This is a genomic window from Micromonospora sp. NPDC093243, assembly GCF_044753725.1.
In the GTDB taxonomy this organism is placed as follows: Bacteria; Actinomycetota; Actinomycetes; order Mycobacteriales; family Micromonosporaceae; genus Micromonospora.
In genome coordinates, this window is the sequence record NZ_JBIVNT010000001.1 from 215,444 (window position 1) to 239,934 (window position 24,491).

The 24,491-nt window shown below is 72.6% G+C and carries 26 protein-coding genes; 6 read left to right on the forward strand and 20 right to left on the reverse strand.

Going from position 1 to position 24,491, the window contains the following annotated elements; genetic code table 11:
* Positions 1-49: 49 nt before the first annotated feature.
* The gene (locus ACIP9D_RS01045; RefSeq protein WP_350876697.1) at positions 50-1,513 is read left to right on the forward strand and encodes a M20/M25/M40 family metallo-hydrolase; all 1,464 of its coding nucleotides are present in this window, start codon (positions 50-52) and stop codon (positions 1,511-1,513) included.
* Between the two features lie 58 nt (positions 1,514-1,571).
* Here ACIP9D_RS01045 and ACIP9D_RS01050 read toward each other — a convergent pair whose 3' ends face one another.
* The 6 genes from ACIP9D_RS01050 to ACIP9D_RS01075 all read right to left on the reverse strand — a co-directional run bounded on the left by ACIP9D_RS01050 (position 1,572) and on the right by ACIP9D_RS01075 (position 5,610).
* On the reverse strand, positions 1,572-2,090 hold the full coding sequence (locus tag ACIP9D_RS01050; protein ID WP_350876699.1) for a GNAT family protein: 519 nt from the start codon (positions 2,088-2,090) through the stop codon (positions 1,572-1,574).
* 74 nt (positions 2,091-2,164) lie between these two features.
* The gene (locus ACIP9D_RS01055; RefSeq protein WP_350876701.1) at positions 2,165-2,458 is read right to left on the reverse strand and encodes a DUF6510 family protein; all 294 of its coding nucleotides are present in this window, start codon (positions 2,456-2,458) and stop codon (positions 2,165-2,167) included.
* Between the two features lie 16 nt (positions 2,459-2,474).
* Positions 2,475-3,251 carry a ferredoxin reductase gene (locus ACIP9D_RS01060; RefSeq protein ID WP_350876703.1) on the reverse strand — a complete coding sequence of 259 codons (777 nt, stop codon included), beginning with the start codon at positions 3,249-3,251 and terminating at the stop codon, positions 2,475-2,477.
* A complete protein-coding gene (locus ACIP9D_RS01065) occupies positions 3,244-3,834 on the reverse strand; it encodes a sulfite oxidase-like oxidoreductase (RefSeq protein ID WP_350876705.1) in 591 nt (196 codons plus the stop codon). The genes ACIP9D_RS01060 and ACIP9D_RS01065 overlap by 8 nt, the downstream gene beginning before the upstream one ends.
* Positions 3,835-3,954: 120 nt before the next feature.
* Positions 3,955-4,974, reverse strand: coding sequence for a TerC/Alx family metal homeostasis membrane protein (locus ACIP9D_RS01070; protein ID WP_350876707.1), 1,020 nt, complete (start codon positions 4,972-4,974; stop codon positions 3,955-3,957).
* A gap of 225 nt (positions 4,975-5,199) precedes the next feature.
* Positions 5,200-5,610 (reverse strand): DUF2267 domain-containing protein, encoded by a 411-nt coding sequence (locus ACIP9D_RS01075; RefSeq protein ID WP_350876709.1) that lies wholly within the window; start codon positions 5,608-5,610, stop codon positions 5,200-5,202.
* Positions 5,611-5,764: 154 nt separating this feature from the next.
* Here ACIP9D_RS01075 and ACIP9D_RS01080 point away from each other — a divergent pair, with 154 nt between their 5' ends.
* Positions 5,765-6,034 carry a DUF2795 domain-containing protein gene (locus ACIP9D_RS01080; protein ID WP_350876711.1) on the forward strand — a complete coding sequence of 90 codons (270 nt, stop codon included), beginning with the start codon at positions 5,765-5,767 and terminating at the stop codon, positions 6,032-6,034.
* A gap of 7 nt (positions 6,035-6,041) precedes the next feature.
* Positions 6,042-6,749: a DUF1345 domain-containing protein gene (locus ACIP9D_RS01085; RefSeq protein WP_350876713.1), complete on the forward strand. Its 708-nt coding sequence runs from the start codon at positions 6,042-6,044 to the stop codon at positions 6,747-6,749.
* A gap of 239 nt (positions 6,750-6,988) precedes the next feature.
* On the opposite strand, the gene ACIP9D_RS01090 is transcribed toward ACIP9D_RS01085, so the two are convergent.
* The 4 genes from ACIP9D_RS01090 to ACIP9D_RS01105 form a co-directional block, all read right to left on the reverse strand.
* Positions 6,989-7,654, reverse strand: a complete 666-nt coding sequence (locus ACIP9D_RS01090; RefSeq protein WP_350876715.1) for a hypothetical protein — start codon at positions 7,652-7,654, stop codon at positions 6,989-6,991.
* Between the two features lie 120 nt (positions 7,655-7,774).
* A complete protein-coding gene (locus ACIP9D_RS01095) occupies positions 7,775-8,746 on the reverse strand; it encodes a pirin family protein (protein WP_350876717.1) in 972 nt (323 codons plus the stop codon).
* A gap of 594 nt (positions 8,747-9,340) precedes the next feature.
* Entirely contained in the window at positions 9,341-9,940 is a 600-nt protein-coding gene (locus tag ACIP9D_RS01100) for a hypothetical protein (protein ID WP_400449089.1), read from the reverse strand.
* A 1,294-nt stretch (positions 9,941-11,234) separates the two neighbouring features.
* Positions 11,235-11,603, reverse strand: a complete 369-nt coding sequence (locus ACIP9D_RS01105; protein WP_350876155.1) for a MazG-like family protein — start codon at positions 11,601-11,603, stop codon at positions 11,235-11,237.
* A 209-nt stretch (positions 11,604-11,812) separates the two neighbouring features.
* Here ACIP9D_RS01105 and ACIP9D_RS01110 point away from each other — a divergent pair, with 209 nt between their 5' ends.
* A complete protein-coding gene (locus ACIP9D_RS01110; RefSeq protein WP_350876157.1) occupies positions 11,813-13,180 on the forward strand; it encodes a DUF6351 family protein in 1,368 nt (455 codons plus the stop codon).
* 143 nt (positions 13,181-13,323) lie between these two features.
* Here ACIP9D_RS01110 and ACIP9D_RS01115 read toward each other — a convergent pair whose 3' ends face one another.
* The 3 genes from ACIP9D_RS01115 to ACIP9D_RS01125 all read right to left on the reverse strand — a co-directional run bounded on the left by ACIP9D_RS01115 (position 13,324) and on the right by ACIP9D_RS01125 (position 17,093).
* Positions 13,324-13,950, reverse strand: coding sequence for a hypothetical protein (locus ACIP9D_RS01115; protein WP_350876159.1), 627 nt, complete (start codon positions 13,948-13,950; stop codon positions 13,324-13,326).
* Between the two features lie 13 nt (positions 13,951-13,963).
* Positions 13,964-15,751 carry a DUF4012 domain-containing protein gene (locus ACIP9D_RS01120; protein ID WP_350876161.1) on the reverse strand — a complete coding sequence of 596 codons (1,788 nt, stop codon included), beginning with the start codon at positions 15,749-15,751 and terminating at the stop codon, positions 13,964-13,966.
* Between the two features lie 124 nt (positions 15,752-15,875).
* On the reverse strand, positions 15,876-17,093 hold the full coding sequence (locus ACIP9D_RS01125; RefSeq protein ID WP_350876163.1) for a glycosyltransferase family 4 protein: 1,218 nt from the start codon (positions 17,091-17,093) through the stop codon (positions 15,876-15,878).
* Positions 17,094-17,255: 162 nt separating this feature from the next.
* On the opposite strand from ACIP9D_RS01125, the gene ACIP9D_RS01130 reads away from it, so the two are divergent.
* Positions 17,256-17,810: a low molecular weight phosphatase family protein gene (locus ACIP9D_RS01130; RefSeq protein WP_350876165.1), complete on the forward strand. Its 555-nt coding sequence runs from the start codon at positions 17,256-17,258 to the stop codon at positions 17,808-17,810.
* Here the strand turns inward: ACIP9D_RS01130 and ACIP9D_RS01135 are convergent.
* Positions 17,791-19,251, reverse strand: coding sequence for a polysaccharide biosynthesis tyrosine autokinase (locus tag ACIP9D_RS01135; protein ID WP_350876167.1), 1,461 nt, complete (start codon positions 19,249-19,251; stop codon positions 17,791-17,793). The genes ACIP9D_RS01130 and ACIP9D_RS01135 overlap by 20 nt on opposite strands.
* Before the next feature lie 337 nt (positions 19,252-19,588).
* Here ACIP9D_RS01135 and nhaA point away from each other — a divergent pair, with 337 nt between their 5' ends.
* A complete protein-coding gene (gene nhaA, locus ACIP9D_RS01140) occupies positions 19,589-20,905 on the forward strand; it encodes a Na+/H+ antiporter NhaA (protein WP_350876169.1) in 1,317 nt (438 codons plus the stop codon).
* A 35-nt stretch (positions 20,906-20,940) separates the two neighbouring features.
* On the opposite strand, the gene ACIP9D_RS01145 is transcribed toward nhaA, so the two are convergent.
* From ACIP9D_RS01145 to egtC, 6 genes are all read right to left on the reverse strand, one after another.
* Positions 20,941-21,138: a hypothetical protein gene (locus ACIP9D_RS01145; RefSeq protein WP_350876171.1), complete on the reverse strand. Its 198-nt coding sequence runs from the start codon at positions 21,136-21,138 to the stop codon at positions 20,941-20,943.
* Positions 21,135-21,467, reverse strand: a complete 333-nt coding sequence (locus tag ACIP9D_RS01150; protein ID WP_350876173.1) for a hypothetical protein — start codon at positions 21,465-21,467, stop codon at positions 21,135-21,137. The genes ACIP9D_RS01145 and ACIP9D_RS01150 overlap by 4 nt, the downstream gene beginning before the upstream one ends.
* Positions 21,464-21,826, reverse strand: a complete 363-nt coding sequence (locus ACIP9D_RS01155; protein ID WP_350876175.1) for a DUF1622 domain-containing protein — start codon at positions 21,824-21,826, stop codon at positions 21,464-21,466. Before ACIP9D_RS01155 ends, ACIP9D_RS01150 begins: the two co-directional genes overlap by 4 nt.
* 39 nt (positions 21,827-21,865) lie before the next feature.
* Complete coding sequence (locus ACIP9D_RS01160) at positions 21,866-22,453, reverse strand: TMEM165/GDT1 family protein (RefSeq protein ID WP_350876177.1); 588 nt, start codon at positions 22,451-22,453, stop codon at positions 21,866-21,868.
* A 239-nt stretch (positions 22,454-22,692) separates the two neighbouring features.
* A complete protein-coding gene (gene egtD, locus ACIP9D_RS01165) occupies positions 22,693-23,664 on the reverse strand; it encodes an L-histidine N(alpha)-methyltransferase (protein WP_350876179.1) in 972 nt (323 codons plus the stop codon).
* A gap of 54 nt (positions 23,665-23,718) precedes the next feature.
* Positions 23,719-24,465, reverse strand: coding sequence for an ergothioneine biosynthesis protein EgtC (gene egtC / locus ACIP9D_RS01170; RefSeq protein ID WP_350876181.1), 747 nt, complete (start codon positions 24,463-24,465; stop codon positions 23,719-23,721).
* Between the last annotated feature and the right edge of the window lie 26 nt (positions 24,466-24,491).

A 24,491-nucleotide genomic window follows, 5' to 3' on the forward strand; every position in this document is an offset into this window, starting at 1 on the left:
ACGCCGAACGATATGGACACCGACGGCCGTCAATGGTGAGGTTGCCGTCATGGGAACTGACGACAGCGGCGCCCGACCCACGAGGTCCACCCGCCGCACCTTCCTGTCCGCAGCCACCGCCGCCACCGCAGCCACCGCCGCCACCGCCGCCACGGTGGCCGTACCCGCCCTCGCCGATCCGGCCGGCGCCACCGGCAGCAGCACGCCGGCCGGTCCCGGCCGGCCGGCCCGCCCCCAGTCACCGGACCGCGAGCTGCGCGAGTTGCTCCGCGCGGTCGACCAGCGCCGAATCGAGGCGATCGTGCGCCGGCTGGCCGCCTTCGGCACCCGGCACACCCTCTCCGCCCAGGACGACCCGGAGCGCGGCATCGGCGCCGCCCGGGACTGGATCTACGACCGGATGCGGGAGTACGCGGCCGCGTCCGGCGGCCGGATGACCGTCGAGCTGCAGTCCTATGTCCAGCAGCCGGCGTCGCGGATCCCGGTGCCGACCCGGATCACCAACGTGGTGGCGACCCTGCGCGGGGAGACGTCGCCGAACCGGACGTACGTGGTGACCGGCCACTACGATTCCCGGGCCACCGACGTGATGGACGCGGTCAGCGACGCGCCGGGGGCGGACGACGACGCCTCCGGGGTGGCGGTGGTGATGGAGCTGGCCCGGTTGATGGCCACCCGGCGCACCGCGGCCACCGTCGTCTTCGCCGCCGTGGCCGCCGAGGAGCAGGGCCTCTACGGCTCGGCCCACCTGGCCCAGCAGCTCAAGGCGGCCGGCGCGGACGTGCAGGGGATGTTCAGCGACGACATCGTGGGCAGCAGCACCGCCGACGACGGCACCCGCGACCCCCGCGCGGTACGGCTCTTCGCCGAGGGCGTGCCGACCGCGGAGACCCCGGCCGAGGCGAACACCCGCCGGTCGGTGGGCGGGGAGAACGACTCCCCGTCGCGGCAGCTCGCCCGCTTCGTCACGGATGTGGCCGAGAACTCCGCGACCGGTATGCAGGTCCGGGTGATCTACCGCCGGGACCGCTACCTGCGCGGCAGCGACCACATCTCGTTCCTCGAGCAGGGTTGGCCGGCCGGCCGGTTCACCGAGCCGCACGAGGACTTCGCCCACCAGCACCAGGACGTCCGGGTGGTGGACGGGCAGCAGTACGGCGACCTGCCGGAGTTCTGCGACTTCGGGTACATCACCCGGGTCGCCCGGGTGAACGGCGCCGCGCTCTGGTCACTGGCCCAGGCGCCCGGCACCCCGAAGGGCGCGGTCATCGTCACCACCGACCTCACCAACAACACCACGCTGCGCTGGCAGCGCGGCGACGAGCCGGACCTGGCCGGCTACGAGGTGCTCTGGCGGGAGACCACCGCCGCCGAGTGGCAGAAGGTGATTCCGGTCGGCGACGTCACCCGGGTGACCGTCGACCTGTCCAAGGACAACGTCTTCTTCGGCGTCCGCGCGGTGGGCCGCGACGGCCTGCGCAGTCCGGTGGCGTTCCCGCGGCCGGGCAGCTGACCGGCGCGGGCACCGGCGTCCGGGGAGGGCCGGCCGGCATCGGCCGGCCCTCCCCGGCTCAGCCCGCGGTGATCGCCCACCGCTCGTGGTCGCGCCACGCCCCGTCGATGAACAGGTAGTCGGGTGAGAATCCCTCCAGCCGGAAGCCGAGCTTGCGGGCCACCCGCCGGGACGGCTCGTTGCCCGGCTGGATGTTCGCCTCCAGCCGGTGCAGGCCGAGCGCGCTGAACGCGTGCTCGATCACCAGCCGGATGCCAGCCGTGGCGTGCCCCGTCCCGCTGTACGGCAGGAACGCCGCGTAGCCCAGGTAACCGCCGCGCAGCGCGCCCAGCACGATCCCGCTGATGTTCACGTAGCCGGCGATGGCGCCGCTGGCCCGATCGCAGATCAGGTAGCCCGCGCCGTCCCGCCGACGGATCTTGCTGAGGTAGGCCGCGTACTGCTCCGGGCTGTCCGGGGCGGCAAGCCACGGATGATGCAGCTCGCGGCTGCGGTGGGCGGCGGCGAGGAACTCCGCCTCGTCGGCCGGTCGGGGTCGGCGGATGGCGGCGGGCCCGCCGGTGCGCAGGTATCTCACGGCGGACAACTTTCACGGCCCGGCGTGGGATTTGTCCAGCCGGTTCCGCCGCCGGACACCCGCGACGGGGCCGCCTAGAGCGGGCCGGGGTGCGGCTGGTCGAGCGGCATGGGCACCTGGAGGAAGGTGGTGCCGCGCAGGTCCAGCCGAGCCCAGTCAGGCGAGCGGACCAGCCGCAGCATGACCTCCGCGCAGTTCGGGCAGCGCCCCACATAGCCGGGTGCGTGCGAGTAGACGCGGATCGCGGCCATCGGTCCGACGGCCCCGCAGTGCTCGCACTGGCCGGTGGCCGTGCTGAGGTCGACGGCGAACAGCTCCCGCAGCGGGCCGTCGAGCATGTTGCCGTCCAGGTAGGACATCTCCGTCATGGGGTCTCCTCGGCGGTCAGCCGGTGGGGCCGAACCGTTCGGTCTTCACCCGGCGGGGCTGGTGTCCCAGCCCGACGAGCAGGTCGGCCACCGTCTCCACGAAGCCGGTCGGGCCGCAGACATAGTTGACCGGCTCCAGGTCGGCCGGCCAGCCGTGGCTGTTGACGTCGGCCAACCCGATCCGGTGCGGCTCCCCCCGCCAGCCCTCCGGCGCCTGGCGGGTGTAGAGGTACGCCACGTCCAGGCCGAGGTCGTCGCGGCCCCGCCGGCGCAGCTCGTCGGCGTAGATCACGTCGTCCGGGGTGCGTACCGAGTAGAGCAGTCGGAACGGGGTGCGGCTGCCGGCCGCCCGGCGGGCCCGGAGCATCGCCATCAGCGGCACGATGCCCGAGCCGCCACCGACCAGCAGGACGGGCGCGCTCTCCTGGGCGCGCCAGACGAACCAGCCGCCGACCGGCCCGCGTACCTCCACCGGGTCGCCCTCGGCGTAGGTGTCGATCAGGTACGGCGACACCTCGCCGTCGGGCACCCGCTGGACGGTCACCTCGATCCGCGGCCCGCCCGGGCCGTCGACCACCGGCCCGGCCAGCGAGTACGACCGGGCGGTCTGGTAGCCGTCCGGTGCGGTCAGCCGGATGTCGAGGTGCTGCCCGGGCAGGTGCCCCGGCCAGTCGGACAACTCCAGCACCAGGGTCTGCGCCGTGGCGGTCTCCACCCGGCGCTCCACCAGCCGGGCGACCCGCCAGGTCAGCGGAGCCCGAGCCGGGACACTCACCGCGACGCCCTCAGTCACCCTGGTACCGCTGTTCGCGCCACGGGTCGCCGTAGTCGTGGTAGCCGGCGGTCTCCCAGAACCCGGGCCGGTCCGAGGTCAAAAGCCGGATGCCGCGCACCCACTTGGCGGATTTCCAGAAGTAGAGGTGCGGCACCAGCAGCCGGGCCGGGCCGCCGTGCTCGGCCGGGAGGTCGGCGCCGTCGAAGGTGTGCGCCACCCAGGCCCGTCCGCCGCGCAGGTCGTCCAGCGGCAGGTTGGTGCTGTAGCCGCCGTAGGAGTGCGCGAGCGCGTAGTGCGCGTCGGTCTCGATCCCTTCCAGCAGGGTGTCCAGCGAGACGCCCCGCCAGTTGGTGCCGAGCTTGGACCAGCGGGTGACGCAGTGGATGTCGACGTGCGGCGTCTCCTGGGGCAACGACATCAGCTCCGACCAGGACCAGCTGTACTCGGCGCCGGTCTCCGTGCTGATGACGAACTCCCAGGTGTCCAGCGGCACCTTCGGCGTCGGGCCGGCGGAGAGCACCGGGAAGTCCTGGGTCAGGTACTGCCCCGGCGGCAGCGCCGGCTCCGACGAGCGGGGGCGGCCCTGGAAGCCTGGAGACACAATTCCCACTCGTCAGTCGTACCACCCGCGGAGGCCGGACGGGTCCGTTCGCCCGTACCGCCTGGTGTCTGGGCGTGGCGCGCGGCCGCCGGGTCGGACGGCGGCCGCGCCGGTGCGGCGTCACCGCCGCTCGGCGACCACCTCCGGCTCGGCCGGCTGCCGGTCACGGGTGGCGCGCAGGCTGGTCAGCGTGACGACCACCAGCACGCCGATGATGACGCCGAGCGACGCCAGCGTGGGGATCTCCGGCACGCCCTTCCAGATGCCGTGTGCCCAGTGCAGGCCCAGCTTCAGGCCGATGAACGCCAGGATGATCGCCAGGCCGTAGCTGAGGTGCACCAGCCGGCTGAGCGCGGCGTGCAGGACGAAGTAGAGCGCGCGCAGGCCGAGCAGGGCGAACGCGTTGGTGGCGAAGACCAGGTAGGGGTCCTCGGTGATGCCGTAGACGGCGGGCACCGAGTCGACCGCGAAGACCACGTCGGTGGCGAGCACGGCCACCACCACCAGGGCAAACGGGGTGAGCGTCCGGCGGCCGGCGTCCCGGATGGTCATCCGGGTGCCGTGGTAGTCGTCGGTGACCGGCATGAACCGGCGCAGCAGCCGCACCGAGCGCATCTTGTTGATGTCCACCTCCTGCTGGTGCCCGGAGAGGGCGTCGCGCAGCAGCTTCACCGCGGTGGCGATGAGGATGATCGCGAAGAGCAGGAAGGCGAAGTCCAGGGTCTCCAGGGCGGCGGCGCCGAGGGCGATGAAGACGGCGCGGAGCACGAGTGCGCCGGCGATGCCGTAGAGCAGGACCCGCTGGGCGAGCACCGCCGGGACCGCGAAGGCGGCCAGCAGGAGCATGAAGACGAAGAGGTTGTCGACCGAGAGCGATTTCTCGACCAGGTAGCCGGTCAGGTACTGCACGCCCAGCTCGGAGCCGTAGCGGTTCCAGACCCAGGCGCCGAAGGCCAGCGGCAGGGCGATGTAGAACGCCGACCAGCCGAGCGCCTCGCGGAGTGAGACCTCGTGCGGGCGGCGGGTGACCAGGAAATCCAGCACCAGCAGCACGATCACGCCGGCGATGGTCACCCCCCAGAGCATGGGGGTGCCGACCGTCGACAGCTCGGCGGCGGAAAGGTACGACAGCTCAGTCATGGAGCCTCCTCGAACACCGTGTCATGTTCGAGGTCTCCTTCACCCACCTTTGCGTGGGCAACCACCCGAGGCGTGCCGGGCACGCCGTACTGACCGGAATGGTTCGTGGGAAGTACTCCCCTCGTGGGCACAAGGTTAGGTCAGGCTCAGACGGTGCGCCAAGCGGGGCCACCCTACGCGTGTCGATGGTTGCCCAGGTCAACGGCTTCCGCGCTCCCGCCGTGCTCAGCCCCGGCGCAGCGTCGCGCCGGGAGCCATGGCCGGCTCGACCATGTCCCGGTAGTCGCGCGGGAGTTGGACCACCACGTCGTCGAACTCGCCGCCGGTGATCGCCTCGCGCAGCGTGGTGAGGACCGCGCGAATGGCGTCCCGGGCGGCCGGCTCGTCCACAGCGGCCCGCTCGCCGACCCGGGCGACGAACTCCGCGGCCCCGAACCGGTCCGCCGCCTCGGTGCCGGGCCCCGGCTTCAACACCACCTGCAACGGCTTCGGCAGCTGCGCGGCCAGGTCCAGCACCTCCCCGCCGGTCAGCCGCTCCGCCAGTGTCACCAGCGTGGCCCGGGTCAGGGTGACGGCCTGCTCCGACGAGGTTCGGGTCCGCTGGGCCACCTGGTCGACGAAGGTGTCGTAGTTCATCGCGTACTCCTCGGGCTGCGTCGGAGCCTGCGGGTACCCGCGGCGCGCCGGCGGAAACGGAGGCCGGATTTCCCCGCCGGCCGGGCGTGACCGGCCGGGGGGCGGGTAACCGCCGCCGGTCGTGACCGGATCGATGCCCCGAGGAGCCGACCCCATGGCGAGCTACGCCGACGTCCTGCAGTACCTGTCGAGCCTGGACTACCCGGCCGAGAAGGACGACGTGATCCGCGAGGCCGAACGCGAGGGCGCGCCGCCCGACGTGCTGCGCGCGCTGCGGGCGCTGCCGCCGGTGGACTACGCCAACGGCAACGAGGTGGCCCGCTCGGCCGGCATCGAGGCCGCCCCCGAGCTGAGCCCGTCGCAGCGCGCCGCGCAGGCCCGCGACCGGCACCCACGGGTCTCCCAGCACCTGCGCGGCATCTGACCCGGCCGTGCCCGGACCCGCGCCGGGGGACGACGACGGGCAGCGGGTGACGGCGGCAGGATCCCGGCCGGGCCCGCCGGACGGGCACACCCCGGCGATGGTCCAGATCGCGGTGGTGGCGCTGGTCGGGCTCGCCGTGGGGGGCGTATTCGGCGTCCTGGTGTCGCCGCCGCTCGCACCGCTGGTTGGTTGGGACGTGGCCGCGGTGACCTGGCTCGTCATCGTGTGGCGCAAGATCTGGCCGCTGGACGGCGTGCAGACCGCCCGGCTGGCCGCCCACGAGGACCCCAACCGGGCGATCCGCGACGTGGTGCTGCTCGGCGCCGGTACGGCCAGCCTGCTCGCGGTGCTGCTGGTGGTGGGCACCGCCGACACCACTCCGCCGGGCCTGCTCCGCGACCTGTACGGCGCCGCCGGCGTGCTCAGCGTGCTGCTCTCCTGGCTGGTGGTGCACACCGTGTTCGCCGCCCGGTACGCGCGGGTCTACTACACCGGGCCGGACGGCGGAGTGAACTTCCACCAGTCACTGCCACCGTGCTACGTGGACTTCGCCTACCTGGCGTTCACCGTCGGGGCCACCTTCCAGGTGTCCGACACCACCCTGACCAGCCCGGAGATGCGCCGGACCGTCCTGATGCACTCGATGCTGTCGTACCTGTTCGGGGCGTTCGTCATCGCGGTGACGGTGAACCTGCTGGCCGGCCTGGCCCGTTGACGCGGGCAGCCGAGTCGGGACCGCGGAGACAGGCGGGCGCCCCAGGCCGCGAACCGCGACCGGGGGCGCCACGCAGATACCTGTCCCTGGTGGTAGCCGCGGCCCGAACCGGGCCGCGACCACCAGGCCGGTAGTAACGCCCGAACCGGGCGGGCATGACTGCCTCGATCACCATACAGTGCGGCATCATCCGAACGGCTGATTTTTGGCGAACTGTGGGCCAGGGCACTGTCGCCGGATCAGCGCATCACCTCGGCATACCGCTGTTCCAGGTCCACCCGGGCGAGCGCGCCCACCAGCCAGGCGAGCCGTTCGGACTCGCCACTGCCGGCGAGCCCGGCCAGGTCGTTCGCGGACCGTCCAAGCCCGAGTCGGCGCGCCGCGACCAGCGCCCGCCGGTCGGCGACCGGGGCCACCTCCCGCCAGAGCGCCTGCGCCTCGCGCAGGAACAGCTCGACCACCTGCCCGTCCACTCCGGGCAGCTCACTGAGCAACTCCCGCTCCTGGCGCGGGTCGTAGTGCGCCTTCGCCCGCAACCGTCGCAGGTCACCCCGGTAGCGGTCGACCACGACGCGGGCCAGGTCGCCGAGCACGTCGGCGAGCGCGTCGACGTCACCGCGCTGCCCGGCTCTGCGCAGCACGTCTACCCGGGACTCGTGCAGCGAACGGGCCAGCCGCGCGGCACTGTCCCACCCCTCGTCGCGCAGCGCCCGCGCGCTCTCCACCGCACGCCGGAAATCGCCCCGTCGGGCCAGCAGGACCGACAGGTAGAGCACTTGGAAGAGGCTCGCCGGGTTGTTGGTGACCTGGAAGCCGTACTGCTCGGCGAAGCCACGGCTGCTACCGGCAAGCCGGCGTACCAGACGCTTCTTGTCCTCGATGCTGGAGATCGCACTGGTCGGCATGCCGGCGACTACCCGCGCCACCGCCGGTCACACGCCGGGCGGTCAGCCTTGGTCAGCCGCCGGGCGCTCCGCCTGTCCGGGTCGCCCGCCGGGTGGTCAGCTTCGGACGCCGCCGGGCGGTCAGCTTCGGATGTCGCCGCCGCGGTCGCGGGCCTTGAGCCGGGTGGTGGGCAGCGCCGGGGCGGGCAGCGGCGGCGCGGGATCGTCGGCGACCACGCCGAAGCGCCGCCCGGCCATCCAGTCCTCGCGTGCGGTGGCCACCTCCTCGTGCGAGCGACCCACGAAGTTCCACCACATCACCAGCGGCTCCTCGAAGGGCGCACCGCCGAGCAGCATCAGCCGGCTGCCCGGCTCGCCACGCAGGGTGAACCGGTTCCGCCCGATGCCGAGGTAGAGCAGCGCGCCCGGCGCGAAAGGCACCCCGTCGACCTCCGCCGAGCCGGACATGGCCAGCAGCGCGTACTCGAAGTCGGGGCGCAGCGGCAGGTCGACCGGCGCCGGCCCGGTCAGCTCGAGCTGCGCGCCGACCAGCGGGGTGTGCACCACCGCCGGGGACCGCTCGCCGGCGATCTCGCCGACCAGGAGCGTGACGTCCAGCCCGCCGTCGTGCCAGCGGGGCAGGTCCGCGTGGTGGGCGAAGTCGGCGCTACCGGCCCGCGCCGGGTCCGGCAGGGCCACCCAGAGCTGAACCCCGTGCATCACCGGCGGGTGCACGTCGGGCGACCGCTCCGAGTGGGCGATGCCCTGGCCCGAGGTCATCACGTTCAGCTGGCCCGGCCGGATCGGCTGGACGCTGCCCAGGCTGTCGCGGTGCAGGATCTCCCCGTCCAGCAGCCAGGTCACCGTCTGCAGGCCGGTGTGCGGGTGCGGCGGCACCTCCATGCCGGGGCGCTCCGCCACGTCGTCCGGCCCGAAGTGGTCGACGAAACACCAGGCGCCGACCATCCGGCGCTGCCGCTGCGGCAGCAGCCGCCGCACCGTCGTGTACCGCCCCAGCGGCACGTCGTGGCCGGGCAGCAGCACGCTGCCGGGGTCGACGGCGGCCACGCCAGGCGGTCGGGTCTGCGCCGGCATTGCTTCGGTACGTTCCACCGCCCGACTGTACTGCGGGCCCGATCGGCGGCGGCGGCCCTTCCCCGCCTCCGTCCCCTGGTCAGTAGCGGTCCCCGGTGCGGCGGGGCGGATGGCGCCCACTCCCCCAGCCCGCCGCAAACTCTGCGCGGCACGGTGCCAGGCCCCGCACCGTCTGCCCACGCACTTTGCGGATCTTGGACAGTTTCCGTTGGCTGCTAACGGAAACTGTCCAAGATTCGGTGGCGGCACCATGCTCGGGCGGCCGCGCGTCGGTCTGCCGGCGGTGATTGGCCGACCGGGTGCCAGCCTTTGGTCTGCCCGGAACGTCGCAGGCCGACACCGGGGCGACGGGGACGCCAGCCAGCACCGTGCAGACGCTGCGTCGGCCGGTACCTGGTGGGACGCGCCCGTCGCTCCCTCGGATACGCCACTGGCCGGCACCCGCGGGCATCGGTGCGGACGCGCAGTTGGCCAGGAGCTGTGCGCCGACCTTCGCAACGCGCGCTGGCGCCGGCACCCGCATCGGGGTGCCAGTCGAAGTGGTCGAGATACGCCGCTGGCCGGCACCCGTGTCAGGGTGCCGGCCAGCGGTCAGATGATGCGGTGTGCTTGTCAGCTGTTCCAGTGCTGGGCGACGAGGTCGGCGGCCTGCTGCTCCCACTGGGCGTAGGCGTCCGGGTAGGCCGACACCTGCACCGTCTGCGCGGCGTCGGTCAGCGGCATGTCCTGCCACCCGTCGACCTGCTTGAGACCCTTCTGGAACGCCATCGTCGAGTAGACGGGGTCGGTGATCTGCTCCGGGGTGCCCCAACCACTGGAGGGGCGCTGCTGGAACAGGCCCAGCGAGTCGTGGTCATTCATGTCGCCGAGGTGGCCGAGGTTCTCCAGCTTCGACTCCTGCAGGCTGGTGGCGATCGAGATGACCGCGGCCCGCTCGTCCAGACCCGACTTCTTCGTCGCCGCGATGATCGCCTTGACGTTGGTGGTCTGCTCGTCGTTCAGGTCGATACGCGACTGGGTGCCCTGGGTGCCGTGCGGGATCAGCTTGGCGGTGTCCACACCCGGCTTGTCGACCTGCACCACCGCTACGGCGGTGGGCTTGGCGTCCACGACCGGCGCGGCGGCGTGGGCGGCCACGGGGCCGGCGAAGATCCCACCGGCGAAAGCCAGACCAGCAACACTCAGAACGCTCTTACGCATGATCGTGTTCATCGGGAAGCTCCAATTCGGGGGTAGACACCCACACCACCGACGGGGGTCGGCATACGTGCGCGGGTGTGCGGCACCTCGACAAGGCGCTCTTGAATCAAGGGGGAAAGTCTTCCGGCCGGGCCACACCTCAGGGGCTCATCGACCAGGGGGATCCGACGCGGGGGGCTTACGGCGTCGGGTCCAGGTGTAACGACCGGCGGCCCACCATCATTCCGGGGGCGGCTCGTCGGCCGGGTCCATGTGTAACGGCCAGGGGGCGGCCGTCATTCCGGGTTGGCTCGTCGGCCGGGTCCATGTGTAACGACCGGCGGCCCGCCGTCATTCCTGGGGGCCGGGCCACCGTCAGCGACCGGATGAACCGGCCGGCCGAACGGGCTGCTACCTCGGCCGTCGGGGGTATTCAACGACGCCCGGGCGCCCACCATTCCGGCCCCGGGATGCCCCCGGTCACACCCCAAACCACCCACACCCACCCAGCCGACCGGCATCCGCGCACCCACACGGACGGACCCGACCGGACAATCACCCCAAACGCGCCCGGCAATCCTGCTCGGCCACGCCTCCCTCAACACCACCGCCCCGTGACGAGCACGATCCGGGAGACCGGGGCACTGCCTGCCACCCCGCCAGTCGGACAACCGGCGCACCAGCGACCGGCCGCCCACGACGACGGAAAGTCGCCAACGACCGAGTGATCGACTCGAGGTCCGTGAAGTTGGGGCGTCGGAGCCGAGGGACACCCCGACTTCACAGAAGCCGAGTCGACCAACCCGACAACCGCCTGATCCACCCCCAGATCGCCGACATGGCGGTATCCGTGTGGGAGGGACACCGCCATGTCGGCGAAACGGTGTGGATCAAGCTTGCGGGAACGGCCCGTGCAACACCCCAACGACCGACTCCCGCCAGCCCAACGACCGACTCCGCCACCCCAACGACCACTCCGTTAGCCAACGACCGACTCCGGCAACCCGACGACCGGCGGCGTGGTGGCCGACGGCTAGCGGTGTGCGAGGCCCCCAAAAAGGCCGTGAGCGCCTGACGGGAGCCGCAGGCGAGGGGGATCGACTCGGGATCGCTGAAGTCGGGGTGACCAGCAAACCGGACAACCCGACATCACAGAACCGGAGTCGATCAAAGCGGCCAGTCGCCCCTCCAGGTCGCCGACATGGCGGTATCCGCCCGGGTGGGACACCGCCATGTCGGCGGAACGGAGTGGACCAAGCTCACGCGAGATCAGTCGGCACATCCGAGGGCTCGGTGGCCCGGGCGGGAGAAAAGCGGGTCGCTCGGGTCAGGTCGGATCGGGAGTGGCCGCGATCCGGCCGAGGACCTTGGTGGCACATCGGTCGAGGACGGTCCGCGCGTCCAGGCCGAGGCTCTCGATGGCGACGAGGGCGGTGAAGGCGACGTCGGCCAGTTCGGCGGCCACGTCCTCCCGGGTGTGCGTCACGCCCTTGCGCGGGTTCTGCCCCAGCAGGCCGATCCAGGCGCCCGCGACCTCCCCCGCTTCCTCGGTGAGCTTGAGGATGCGGCAGGTGAGTTCCTGCTGCCCGGATCCGTTGGCCGCGTCCAGCCAGGCACGGGAGGTACGCGCCGCGACCCAGACCGGATCGAGGCCGGAGGCCGGATCGCCCGGTGACAGCGAAGTGGAGTCGTTCACGCCGCCCAGTGAACCGGACGACACCGGTGACCCGCACTCGGGGACGGCTCGGCCGGTGGGCGGAAGGTCAGCCGAATGGGCTGACCGGGAGGTCAGCGCAGCCATTGACAGTGCTCGACGCCGGCCCTAGGTTCAGGGCGCTACCGGCCGGTAGGCATCCGTCCCGCCTGGTCGCCCCGGTGGGCGACACCCGTCCGAGGGGGAGCACGATGCTGTCCTCGTCCGCCCGCAGCCTCCGCCGTCTGATCGCCGCCGCCTCGACCCTGGCCCTCGTGGTCGGGCTGGCCGGCGCCGCGCCGGCCACCGCCGCCGACCGCGGCTCCGGCGACACGCAGCCGCTGCCCGGCTACACCATCGAGAATCCGCCCCTGGCGCCGCTGGTGGTGGGTGGCAAGCCCACCGTGGTACGTCAGGGGGTGCACCGCCACGCCGGCTACATCATCGAGGTCCCGGCCCGGTGGAACGGTGACCTGGTGATGTGGGCGCACGGCTACCGGGGCCAGGAGAATGTCCTCACCACCGAGCCGCCCGGCTTCGGCCTGCGGCAGCGCCTGCTGGAGCAGGGGTACGCGTGGGCGTCGTCGTCGTACGACCGCAACGGCTTCAACATCCGCTCGGGCGTGCTCAGCACGAAGGACCTGGCCGACCACTTCGCCCGGACGGTCAAGCGTCCACACCGGACGTACCTGACCGGGGTGTCGATGGGCGGGTACGTCACCGCCCGCTCGTTAGAGCAGTACCCCGGCTACTACGACGGGGCGTTGCCGATGTGCGGCGTGCTGGGCGACCAGACGTTGCTGGACTTCTTCCTCGACTACAACCTGGTCGCCCAGGCGCTCGCCGGGGTGCCCGCCTATCCGACGCCGGCGGACTACCTGACCAACGCGGTGCCGCGGATCCAGGCGGCCCTGGGCCTGGCCGGGCTCACCCCGACCGGCCCGGACACCACCAACGGGCGGGGGAAGCAGTTGCGGGACATCACCGTCAACCGCTCCGGCGGTCCGCGTCCGGGCGCGACGGCGGCCTTCGCGGTCTGGAAGGACTTCCTCTTCTCGATCAGCGTCACCAGCGGTGGCGACTCCCCCGCCGAACGTCCGGGCCAGCTCTCCACCAACCTGTTCACCCGCTACGCGCCGAACAGCCCGGTCGACGTGAACGCCACCGTGCGGCGGGTCGCGCCCGAGAACCTGCGCCAGCGGTTGTTGCCGACGCTCACCGAGGTGCCGCGGATCGCGGGCCGGCCGACCGCGCCGGTGCTCAGCCTGCACGGCCTCGGCGACCTGTTCGTACCGTTCTCGATGGAGCAGACGTACGCCGCGGACGTGGCGCGGCACGGCCGGAGCCGGCTGCTCGTGCAGCGGGCGATCCGGTCGACGCAGCACTGTGAGTTCACCCCGGTCGAAGCCGGCGCCGCCTGGGACGATCTGGTCTCCTGGGTCCGTACCGGCAAGCGGCCGGCCGGCGACACGGTGAGCGATCGGGCGGCGGTCGCCGCCGCGGACTACGGCTGCCGGTTCAGCGACCGGGCCGCGTACGCGGCGGGCGTCGGCACCCGCCGGCTCTACCCCGCCTGCTGACGCCGGAGCGTGGACTGTGCCGCCGGGCGAGCGCGATGGACGTTCGCCAGCGGCGGGTGACGCAAAGCGGCTGGCGCCCGCCGGAGTGAACTCCGACGGGCGCCAGCCATGGTTGTCCGGGCCCTACCCGGAACGGTGCCGCGTCAGCGCGCGGAACCCATTCCGAACCGGCTACGGCTGCGCCAGGCCAGGGTCAGGAGCAGCAGTACCGCGCCCGCGCCGACCATGCCGCCGCCGAGCTTCATCGGCGTGCCCAGGCTGTCGCCCGTGACGGGCAGCGGAGGCTGCGGCCGGCCCAGCACACGCAGTTCGGTGCTGGCCGTCCGGTCGGACTCCCGACCGGTCGCGGTGAAGGTCAGCAGACCTGTCACGTGCGGCTTGTAGCTCCTGCGGAACTCGCCGGCCGCGTTGGTACGCGCCGTGAAGCTCAGCGGCGCGCTCGCCTGGTAGGCCACCGGCGCCATCGCGACGGTGCTGCCGTCACTGCGGCGCGGCTGGTTCGCCGCCGGAGCCGCCAGCGGGGTCACCGAGACCACGATGTCGACGGTCTCGTTCGGCCCGAAGCCCCGGCCGGTGAGGATGACGGTCTCGCCGAGGTTGATGGTCGGCCGATTCACGGTGAGTGACGCGGCCGCGGGCGGGTACGGCGGTGGCTGTGGCGTGTCCGTGACTGTTGGCGCCGGCTGCGGCTGGGCCGCCCCCGCTGCGGTCGGCACGGCCACCACGGCCAGACCGACCGTGAGCGCCATGATGATGCGGGATAGCCGCATGATTGGTTCCCTCCTACTGGTCACAGCTTGGTGCGGTATCTACTTGGGTGGTCCATGGGGTGGCCGTGGGGGTTAGCCACAGCTCGGCCTTGCCTGTGCCGGTCTTCTTTCCGGTCAGGACGGTTACCTCCAGCTCCCGGCTGGCACCGGGGCCGACCTCGACGTTCGCCGTGGCGACCTGGCGGCCCCGTTCGGTGCCGCTGCCCAGTGCCGTCTCGGCCCCGTCGAGCCGGGCGTCGACAACCGCCCCTCCCGCCGGACTGAAGACCGACACCAGCGTGCGGACCGTGTACGGGTCACCCGCCAGGCCGAGGCCGAGGATCGACTTGCTGAGGCCGGACTTCGGCGCCGTCGAGCGCAGGGTGACCCGCAGCCGGAGTTCACGGCGACCGTCGGACCGGCATTCGCCGACCGACAGCGTCGCCGCCGGACGCAGGTAGTAGCCGAGCTTCGCGCCGCTGCCGTCGTTGAGGAACACGCCGACCGTCGGCACGGTGTCCCGTTCCGGAAGCGTCCCGGCCATCCGGCTGTCGCCGAGCGTCCGCTGTTCCTCCGGGTGGGCACTCCAGAACAATATCCGGCGTTCGGTGACAGCACGGTCAAATGCGGACAACAACACCCTTGGGTTGACATTCTTCTTAAAGAAGGTGTCGAAGACCGCCGCCGCCGAGGCGGCGAAGTACTCGTCCTGCTGCTTGTTGCCGAGCCGTTGGTAGGTCTCGTTGAGCAGGGTCCGCACCGCGGTGTCGCTGGCGAGGGGCACCGCGCCGGGCACCAGCACCGGACCGGTGGCCTTGAGCAGGTAGGAGAGCACCACCGGATCTACGGCCAGCACGCCGTCGACCTTCGTCCCGGTCTTGCGGCGGAACATCTCCCGGTAGAGGGCGGCCGCCGTCGGGAAGTGCGGGGTGAGGTTGACATCGGCCGGGTAGATGCCCGGCAGGTCGGTCCAGAGCCGGCGCACCTCCTTGGTCAGCGGCAGCGGTGGGGTGAACTGGCCGAGCGAGGCTGTGCTGTCCTGGCGCCCCATCCGCACCCGGCCGCCCTCGGCCTCGATCACCGCGTATGCGCCGAACATGCCGCCGGTGGCGCGCAGCTCGGCGAGGTTCTGCGAGACCAGCAGGTATCGGCGGGCCCCGTTGGCGCCGAGCAGCGCCGGCAGCAGTCGCGCGCCCTGGTCGGCCGCCGAGGTCAGGCCGGCCAGCCGGTCGATCTCCCCGCGCAGGTCGGTGAGGGCCTGGCGGACCTGGCTGACCAGGCCGTCGCCGGAGACCGCGGCCAGGTCGCGCCGGGTCTGCTGGACGGCCTCGTTCGCGGTGGACAACTCGGCGGAGACGCTGCGGAGCCGGCCCACGTCGAGCTGCCCCTCGGTCGGCACCAGGCTGGTCAGGTCGGCTCGGAGCAGCGTCGGAAAGGCCTGTCGCGCCAGGTCGTCGACGGCCACCGCGATCTGCCGCACCGCGCCGAGGTTGTCCCCCGCCAGCGGCGCACGGCGGCCGATCCACCACCCCGGATCATCGGTGGCGCCGCGCGCGGCACCGGCCTGGTCCTGCAACGCCGCGAGGGTGCGCTGGGCCCGTTCGGTGTCCCCACCCACCACCTGCGCGCTGAGTTCCCGGGCCAGGCCGGCGGCGTTCAACAGGTGGGCCCGGGCCTGCCAGCCACGGAACCCCACCCAACCGCCGGTCACCAGCAGCAGGGAGCCGACCACCAGGCCCGCGAGCAGGACGCGTCGCAGGCGGGCACGCCTGCGACGGCGGGACCGGCTCCGCCGACGATGGGATCGTACGCTCTCCGTCACTCCACACTCCCCGTTCCTGGAACCGGACAGAAGGCCCCATACCTTCGATGTTCTTAACAGCTGAGGCGCGATAACGTGACGTTATGGCGGATCTCGCCAGTTATGCGAGGTTTGTTCGCGCCGCTCAGTGGCGGGAAACGTGGGCCGCTGCGGCGTCGCGGAGCATCCGCTCGATGCGGTCCACGCCCGCCGGCAGCGACATCTCCCGCAGGTACGCCTCCCGCCCGCGACGGCCCATGTCCGTCCGGGCCGGCGGCGGAATGGTGGCGGCGAGCCAGAAGCGGTCGGCGAGGCTGGCCCAGTCCTCGGGTGGGCAGGAGAGCCCGGCCCGGGCCCGCTCCACCAGCTCGGCGGTGTCGCCGCCGGCGGAGGCGACCACCGGTGCCGCGCAGGAGAGCGCCGCCTGCAACTTGCCGGGTACGGTCCCGTTCAACTCGGGCAGGTCGCGCTGCATCACCAGCTGGTAGTCGGCGGCGGCGTAGAGATCCGGCATGTCCACCGGCGAGCGCCGCTCGACGAACCGGACGTTGTCGGCGCGAAGTTCGGCGGCGAGCCCCCGCACCCGCCGCTCGTCCGCGCCCGAACCCACCAGGACCAGATCCAGGGTGCGGTCGAGGGCAGCCGCCGCCCGCACCGCGGTCTCCAGCCCCTGCCGGGCACCGATCGTCCCGGCGTGCATCACCACGCAGCGGCCGTCCCGCCGGACCAGCTGACGCGCCGCCGGGCTCGGTCGTGCCGGTTGGAAGATCCGCTCGTCGGTCCAGTTGAGCACCACCGAGACCCGGGCCGGGTCGGCTCCCCCGGTCACCACCAGCTCCCGCATCGACGGCGCGACGACGGCTATCCGGTCCGCGGCCCGGTAGGCCCGCGCCGTCGCGGCACCGATCCGGGCGGCCCACCGCGCGTCGCCACCGGCGGCCTCCTGCGGCCAGACGTCCTGCACGTGCAGGACGGTGGGCACCCGCCCGAGCAGCCGCAGTACGCCGGCGGCGGCGAAGCTCGTGGCCGGCAGCTGAAAGACGTAGAGGGCGTCGATGCCGGCGAGGAACCGCCGGGCGACCAGCGTGGCGCTGCCGGCGAAGGAGAGGTAGCTGGCCATCCGCGTGCCGGTGGACCCGTCGCCGCCGGAGTACCGGGGTACCCGCCGGACGGTCAGCCGCTCGCTGCGCGTCTCGTGCCGCCACCGCTGCCGCCAACCCGGGTAGACCTGCCCGCCCGGGTAGTCCGGGAAGCCGGTGAGCACCCGGACCTCGTGCCCGCGCGCGGCCAGCTCCTCGGCGAGGCTGCCCGGAATGAAGGCCGGCTCCGGCGGAAAGTGGTACGACAGGATTCCGATCCTCATCCGGTCACCGCCGGGCGGATCGCCGGCACCGGCGCGGCAGCGCGGCGTTCGGAGACCGGGCCCGCGTACGATGCGGGCAACCCCTCCGCGTCCGGCCGCGACCGCCGGCGCTCCGCCGTCGCGGCGAGCCTGCCCGCGACCGCACCGACGAGAGGGGTCCCGATGACCGACCGGGTGCTGTTCGTCTGCCACGCCAACCTGTGCCGCTCGCCGATGGCCGAGTTCCTGGCCCGGCGGCTGCTGGCGGGAAGGCCGGTGACGGTGGCCAGCGCGGGCACCGACGCGCTCGAAGGGCTGCCGATGCACCCGTACGCCGCGGATGTCGCGGCGGAGACCGGTGCGGACCCGACGGACTTCCGCAGCCGCCGGCTCGCGGCCGATCTGCTGGCCGGCGCCACGCTGGTGCTGACCGCGACCCGGCGCCAGCGATCGGTGTGCACCTCGCTGGCGCCGGCCGCGCTGCACCGGACCTTCACCCTGCGCCAGTTCGGCCGGCTGGCGGCCGCGGCGGAGCCGCCGGAGGAGATCGCCGGCGACCCGCTGCGGGCCGCGGTCGAGGCCGCCGCCCGGGCCCGGGGGCGGCTGCAACCCGCCGCCCCCGGCATGGACGACCTGCGGGACCCGATCGGCGGCACGGCCGCCGACTTCCGAAGCTGCGCCGAGGAGATCGAACGGTCGATGCGACCCCTCGCGGCGCTCATCGGGGCAGCCGGGTGAGTTCCTGCGTACGGTCGCTGACGCCGTTCACCCCGGTGCCCTCGGCGTGCCGGGGCGTGGCGGCCCGGTCGGTCGGCACCGAGGGCGTCTCCGCCGCCGCGACCACCCGGTAGGCCTCGTACTGGTACGCCTCGGCCTTGGGCATCTTGGCCATGTTGAGCACGCAGCCGAGCAGCCGCACCGAGACCGAGTGCAGCGCGCGGGCGGCGGCGGCCACCTGGGTCCGCGAGGTCCGCCCCTGCTGGCTGACCAGCAGCGCGCCGTCGGCCTGGACCGCCACCACCACGCCGTCGGTCACCGCGAGCAGCGGCGCGGTGTCGATGATCACGATGTCCGCGGACTCGCGCAGGGCCAGCAGCAGGTCCGCCATCGCCTTGGAGCCGAGCAGCTCGCTCGGGTTCGGCGGGGCCGAGCCGCTTGGCAGCACGAGCAGGGACTTGTCCCCCCAGCGCTGCACCACGTCGCCGACCTGGACGTCGCCCACCAGCACGTCGGTGAGACCGACGCCCGCGTCGATGCCCAGATAGTCGTCGACCTTGGGACGGCGCAGGTCGGCGTCGACCAGCAGCACCCGCCAGCCCGCCTCGGCGAGCGCGATGGCCAGGTTGCAGGAGAGCGTGGTCTTCCCCTCCCCCTGCAGGGCGCTGGTGACCGCGATGACCCGGGCCGGCTCGTGCACGTCGACGAAGCGCAGGTTGGTGCGCAGCTTGCGGACCGCCTCGGCGCGCGAGGAGGTGGCCGCGTCGCCGACGATCAGCGGCGCCGAGCGGGCGCTGCCCTCGAACGGGATCTCGCCGAGCAGTGGGCTACCGGTGGCCCGCTGCAGGCCCGCCGCGTCGCGCAGCCGCACGTCGGCCACGCCGCGCAGGATCGCCAACGCGACGCCGAGGAGCAGGCCGATCAGCCCGCCGAGCGTCAGGTTGCGCACCGGTTGGGGCGAGACCGGGCTGGAACTGACCCGGGGCCCGCTAACCACCTCGATCTTGATCGGCGCCTTGCCCTCCGGCGGGGTCTCGACCCGCTGTACGAGTTCGACGAACTTGGCCGAGAGGGTCTCGGTGACCTTCAGCGCCCGGGTCTGGTCCGTGTCGGTCACCGACGCGCGCAGCAGGACGGTGCCCGCCTCGGTCGAGGTGCTGACCCGGCGCTGTACCTCGTCGGCGGTCAGGCCGACCGGGTTCTCGGCCACCACGCTCTGCGCCAGCCGGTCGCTGGTGAGCAGGTCGGCGTACGACTTGACGCGCTGCTGGAGGAAGAGGCCGCCCTGGTAGGCGTCCGAGACACCCTGGTTCGGTGTGGTGACGAAGAAGGTCACCGAGGCGACGTACCGGGGTTGAGCCCGGACGGTGAGGAACGCGCTGACACCCAGGGCCACCATGACGGTGACCAGCACGACCCACCAGTGCCGGCGTACGTGGCGAAGTTGGCGAAGCAGGTCCATCAGGCGCGCCTCCGTGCCAGGCCGGTAACGCCAAAGAACTTCACGAAAACCCCCAAGGTCGTCTTTAACTCGTGAAACTATTAAAGCGGCTCATGCGACTTATGTCCGGAGTTATGCGTTTTTGGGGACAAGAGGTGTGCCCGAAATACCAACCCGGCAAAGAGCCATTCGGCATCGGCGTACCGGCGGGAAAAGTACGACCGGTCCACTCCCTCGCCCGCTCGGCCGCGCGGTCGCCCGACCAACCCCGGGCAGATAGGGTCGGTGACGGTGTGCCGGGAAGTCTGGTCGGCGATCGATCCGTGCCGTCCCGAGACTCCCGAGGTGGACCCCGCGCATGACCGACCGCGCCCCCCGCACCGACCCGTCCCGCTCCGGCGGCCGCTTCTTCTCGCGTACGTCCTGGCCGGAGGCCCGGTTCGTGGCCGACATGCTGCGCACCGAGACGGCCGGTGGAGCCCTGCTCGTGCTCGGCGCCGTGGTCGCGCTGATCTGGGCGAACTCCCCGTGGACCCAGTCCTACGCCGGGCTGCGCGAATTCGTGCCGTGGCCGGGCGGCGCCCGCTGGCATCTCGACCTGGATCTGGCGAGCTGGGCCGGCGACGGGCTGCTGGCCATCTTCTTCTTCGTGGTCGGTTTGGAGCTCAAGCGCGAATTCGTCGCCGGTGAACTGCGGGACCCACGCCGGGCGGCGCTACCCGTGGTGGCGGCGCTCGGCGGCATGCTGGCGCCGGCGCTCATCTTCGTCGCGGTCACCGCGAGCACCGGCGGCGCGGGACTGCGGGGGTGGGCGATCCCCACCGCGACCGACATCGCGTTCGCCCTGGCCGTGCTCGCGCTGATCAGCTCCCACCTGCCGCACGGGCTGCGGGCCTTCCTGCTCACCCTCGCGGTGGTCGACGACCTGTTCGCGATCATCATCATCGCGGTCTTCTACACCGCGCACCTCAGCCTGCTGCCGCTGCTCGCGGCGATCGTGCCGCTCGGGCTCTTCGCGCTGCTGGTGCAGCGGCGCCGCACCTGGTGGTGGGCGCTGCTGCCGCTCGCCGCCGCCACCTGGGCGCTGGTGCACGCCTCCGGCGTGCACGCCACCGTGGCCGGGGTGTTGCTCGGCTTCGCCGTGCCGGTGCTGGGCGGCCGGCGCGGCGGCGCCGGGTTGGCCGAACGGCTGGAACACCGGTGGCGACCCGTCTCGGCCGGCGTGGCGGTGCCGATCTTCGCGTTCTTCGCCGCCGGCGTGGCGCTGCGCGAGGCGGACCTCGGCGCGGTGCTGACGGACCCGGTGGTGATCGGCGTGGTCGCCGGGCTGGTGCTCGGCAAGAGCATCGGGATCTTCTCCTCGACGTTCCTGCTGGCCCGGTTCACCCGGGCCGAGCTGGACGAGGACATCACCTGGTCCGACCTGCTCGGCCTGGCCCTGCTGGCCGGGGTCGGGTTCACCGTCTCCCTGCTGATCGGCGAGCTGGCGTTCGGCGCGGGTACCGCGGCCGACGAGCGGGTGAAGGTGGCCGTGCTCGCCGGCTCGCTGATCTCCGCCGCGCTGGCCACCGTCGTGCTGACCCGGCGCAACGCGGTCTATCGCCGGCTCGCCGAGAAGGAACGCGCCGACGCCGACGGCGACGGCGTGCCGGACGTGTACCAGCGGCCGACGTGACCGACCCGGCCCGGGAAGGGATCAACCGTCGACGGTCAGTCCCGGCGATCCTCCGGCGGCTCCTCGCCGGTCTCCTCGACGACCGCCTCGCTGGCCGGCTCCATGAGATCGTCGCCCGGCACCGCCACCTCCTCGGCCCGGTCCTGCTCGTCGACCCGACCGCCCGGCGGCGGCTCCGGCGCGGTGCCGGCGCCGGCGAAGCCGTACTCGTTGGGCTCGTCATGCCTGCTCATGTGGTCATCCTCCCGGTTTCTCCCGCTTCACCACCTACCGCCAACGGTAGGTGGTGATCGTCTTGCCCGCAGCGCGGCCGAGATTGTCGCCGCGGCCACGGCCGCCAGGCGGCGAGCGACGCCCAGAGCAGTTGGCGCAGCACCACGATCGCCGCCGCCGCGCCGAGATCCGGCCAGCCCCGGGCGGCCGCGAGCCGCAGCAGACCGGCGGCGGTCAGCAGGTCCAGCAGCACCCGTACGGCGGTGCGCGCCCGACGGGTGGCGAGCAGCACGGCCACCCCGGTGACCAGGGCCAGCGCGGTGACCGTGGTGATCAGGACTCCGATCATCCCGACCGCTCCGGCTCACTGACCTGCCGTTGCTCCTGCCGGATCTCCCGGCCCAGGAAGTAGTTCAGTGCGGTCCGGATGGTGGCGATCGCGGCCAGTTGGCCGATCTGGTCGAACGTCGGGGACACCGCGGTGCGCAGGATGTCCGCCGCGAGTTGGAACTCCAGGCCCAGGGTGAGGAACCGGCCGAGGGTGAGCCGGATCGGGGTGAAGACGGCGGCGGTGCGGTGTCGCAGCCCCTCGACCACGAACCGCACGGCCGCCCAGACCGCGCCGAGAAAGATGATGAGCGCGCCGGCCACCTCCACCACGACGACCAGCACCTGGTCACCCTGGCGAAGGATCTCCTCGACGCCCATCCCGGGCCGTTACCCGGTCGGCGCGGTGGTAGTCGATCCTCAGGTCAACTCGGAGACGGCCTCCAGGATCAGCCAGAGCCCGGAGATGGCGAAGAGCACCGCCGCGCCGTACTTGATGACCTTCTCCGGTAGCCGGCGCCCGAGCATCCGGCCGACCAGGATCGCCAGCGCGTCCGCGGCCACCATGCCCACGGTCGAGCCGAGCCAGGTGCCGAACCAGCCGTACTGGGTGGCCAGCGTGATGGTGGCGAGCATCGTCTTGTCACCCAGCTCGGCGAGGAAGAACGCCACCGAGACGGCGACGATCGCCGACTTGCTGGTCTTTTCCGCCTTGCGCCGCTCCTCCTCGGTGAGGGTGTCTCCGCGCAGCGTCCAGGCGGCGAAGCCGAGGAAGGCCAGCCCGGCGACCAGTGAGATCCATTCGGTCGGCAGCACCGCGCCGAGGCCGGTACCGATGGCCACCGACGCCAGGTGCACCACGGCGGTGGCGACGGTGATGCCGATCAGGACCGGAACCGGCTTGAACCGCGTGGCGAAGGTCAGCGCCATCAGCTGACTCTTGTCACCCAGCTCGGCGACGAAGATGACACCGAAGCTGATCACCAGCGCGGCGAGGAATCCTTCCATGACACCCTTCCCGATCAGGCCGGGAGGAGGTACGGGGGCGCCCTCGACCCGGCTGCAACAGCCTGAGTCGAAGGTCTCGCCCGCCCCGTTGACCGGGGCCGCGTGGCCGGGCGCGGAACACGCCAGTATGTCGACCACGACATTGGGGGCTACTCCCCTTCGCGTGGCTGAGCCTAGCCGATCACGGCCGGGCGCGGCTGGCCCGGGTGCGCAGACTCACCCGGCGACCGGCGTGGGCGTCAGACGGCGCGGGCCAGCGTGACGCCGAAGAGCCCGTCGGCGTCGGTCCAGAACGCCTCGACGGCGAAGCCGGCGGCGGCCAGCTCGCCCGCGACGCCCGCCGGGCGGAACTTGGCGGAGATCTCGGTGCGCAGCTCCTCCCCGGCGGCGAACGACACGTCCAGGTCGAGATCGGCCACCCGCACGGACATCGGCCGGTCGGCGCGCAGCCGCATCTCGATCCACTCGTGCTGCGCGTCCCAGCGCGCCACGTGGGTGAACGCCCCCGGGTCGAAGTCCGCCCCCAGCTCACGGTTGACCACCCGGAGCACGTTGCGGTTGAACTCGGCGGTCACCCCGGCCGCGTCGTCGTAGGCGGGCACGATCACCGACGGGTCCTTGACCAGGTCGGTGCCGATCAGCAGCCAGTCGCCGGACTCCAGGGCGGCCCGGGTGCCGGCCAGGAACTCGGCCCGCTCGGCGGGGAGCAGGTTGCCGATCGTGCCGCCGAGGAAGAGCACCAGCCGCCGCCCGCCGGTGGGCAGCCGATCGAGGTGACGGGTGAAGTCGCCCACGATGCCGCGTACCCGTAGCCCCGGGTAGTCGGCGGCGATCTGCGCGGTGGAGCCGCGCAGGGCGCTCGCCGAGACGTCCAGCGGGACGAAGGTGCCCAGCCCGCCGCGCCGGGTGAAGGCGTCCAGCAGGAGCCGTGTCTTGTCGGAGGAGCCCGAGCCCAGCTCGATCAGCGTCTTCGCCCCGGTCAGCTCGGCCACGGCCGGCGCCCGGGCGGCCAGTACGGCACGCTCGGCCCGGGTCGGGTAGTACTCGGGCAACCGGGTGATCTCCTCGAAGAGTTCACTGCCCCGGGCGTCGTAGAACCACTTGGGAGGCAACCACTTCGGCTGCGCCGTCAGCCCGACGCGGACGTCGTCACGCAGTCCGCGGGCCAGGTCCTGTTCCTCGATGTGGATCTCCAGTGGCTCGGCGCTCATTCAGGCACTTCCCTTCACGTGAGATGGACCTTGTTCGGCATCGCCCCGCCATGCTCACTGCCGCCCGAGCGGGCGCAGCCGCACCCGGCCGGCGACGGCGGTCACCAGCTGCCCGTCCGGCACCGCGCGCCAACCGGGGTCGTCGTCGTGTGGTTCGGAGACGAGCAGCACCGAGTCCGGGGTCTCCCGGACCGACAGCGCGTGCCCGAACACGCTGGCGACCGCGGTGCGGCCGTCGGTGAGCAGCACGTTGAGCCGGGATCCCGGTGCCGCCGCGGCCACCGCGGCCACCGTCGAGGCCACCGCGTCGGCCGGGTCGACGCCGGCTCGCAGCTGGTGGCGGGTCAGCGCCCAGAGCAACGCCGAGTCGGTGGCCGCGTCCAGGGTCAGCAGATCCCGCACCGGCAGGTCGGCGGCGAGCGGCAGCACCGCGTCGGGCCAGCCGCGGATCAGGCCGTTGTGGCTGAACAGCCAGCGCCCCTCGGCGAACGGAGCGGCCGCGTTGTCGAGCACCGCCATGCCCACGGTCGCGGACCGGACGGCGGCGAGCACCGCGCCGGCCGAGGTGACCCCGGCCAACTGGGCGATCGTCGGGTCGCTCCAGATCGGCTGGGCACGCCGGTAGCGCACCGGCTCACCGTCGCCCGGGTACCAGCCGACACCGAAGCCGTCGGCGTTGATCGTGCCGCCGCCGCGCATGTCGCGCGGCGCCCAGGACTGCCGGACCAGCGAGTAGGGCGGGTCGAACAGCAGCTCCGCCAGGGTGACCGGGGGCCCGAGGTAGGCCAGGTGACGACACATCAGCCGGCACCCCCGCTGGCCACCGG